The sequence below is a fragment of the Pseudomonas sp. 3A(2025) genome (assembly GCF_054589175.1).
This window is the reverse complement of the sequence record NZ_BAAILM010000061.1, coordinates 1-758: the sequence shown is the minus strand read 5'-3', so window position 1 is coordinate 758 and position 758 is coordinate 1. Positions and strand designations below refer to the sequence as shown.

Sequence of the window (758 nt, the reverse complement as noted above, 5' to 3'; positions counted from 1 at the left end):
CCGGCGGTAGCCAAACCGCCCCTCGTGCAGAGCATAGAGCGCCTGAATCTTTGCCTTCAGCGAAGCATGCTTGTCAGGCTTTTGAAGCACACCAAGTTGGTAATAGAACGTGCTACGCGCCAGGCTGGCCACTTTCAACAAGCCCTCCAGAGGGAATACCGGCCTCAGCGCTACTACGGTGAGGGTTTTTTCCCTGGCCGAGGACTCTGGCTCTGCGCCTTCTTTACCTCTTCGAGCTTTTTTAGGTAGGCATTCTCCATGCGCAGGTATTCGAGTTCTGCCTTGAGCTGTTCCAGGCTTTTCGAATCGTCGTCCTGTGCGTGGACGTCATGAGCGGATTGCTTCTTGGGCATGGTAACGCTCCTCGTTCGTTTGGACGCGTTAAGGGCTAAAAGACCGCCACTGTAGTACTGGCGTTCCCAAATGCCCACACAGGAGGAATAGCCAAGGCCGAATCGGGCTGCGACTTCTCGTAGGGAGAGCTGCTGTTCATACCGACACTGGATGACCGAGAGCTTGAATGCCGCGCTGTAATGGTGCCCTCGAGAACGAAGTCCAGCAGCGCCTAGCGCTTGATAGCTGGCGACCCAGCGTCGAAGCAGGCTGACATCGATGGCCTGTCGCTTGGCAACCTTGCGAAATCCATCGATGCCGTCGATGTAGTCCTTGACCGCTGTGATTTTGAACTGCGTAGAGTACTTGCCCATGAAAACACCCCAGAAAGTCAGATGGGTGTCCAACTTTTGGGGTGCAGATCA

Annotated in this window: 1 protein-coding gene; it reads right to left on the bottom strand. The window is 55.3% G+C overall.

Annotated features, from left to right (window positions below):
- Nucleotides 1-173: 173 nt before the first annotated feature.
- Nucleotides 174-707, bottom strand: a complete 534-nt coding sequence (locus tag ACYP2A_RS21645) for a transposase (RefSeq protein WP_459747956.1) — start codon at nucleotides 705-707, stop codon at nucleotides 174-176.
- Nucleotides 708-758 lie beyond the last annotated feature (51 nt).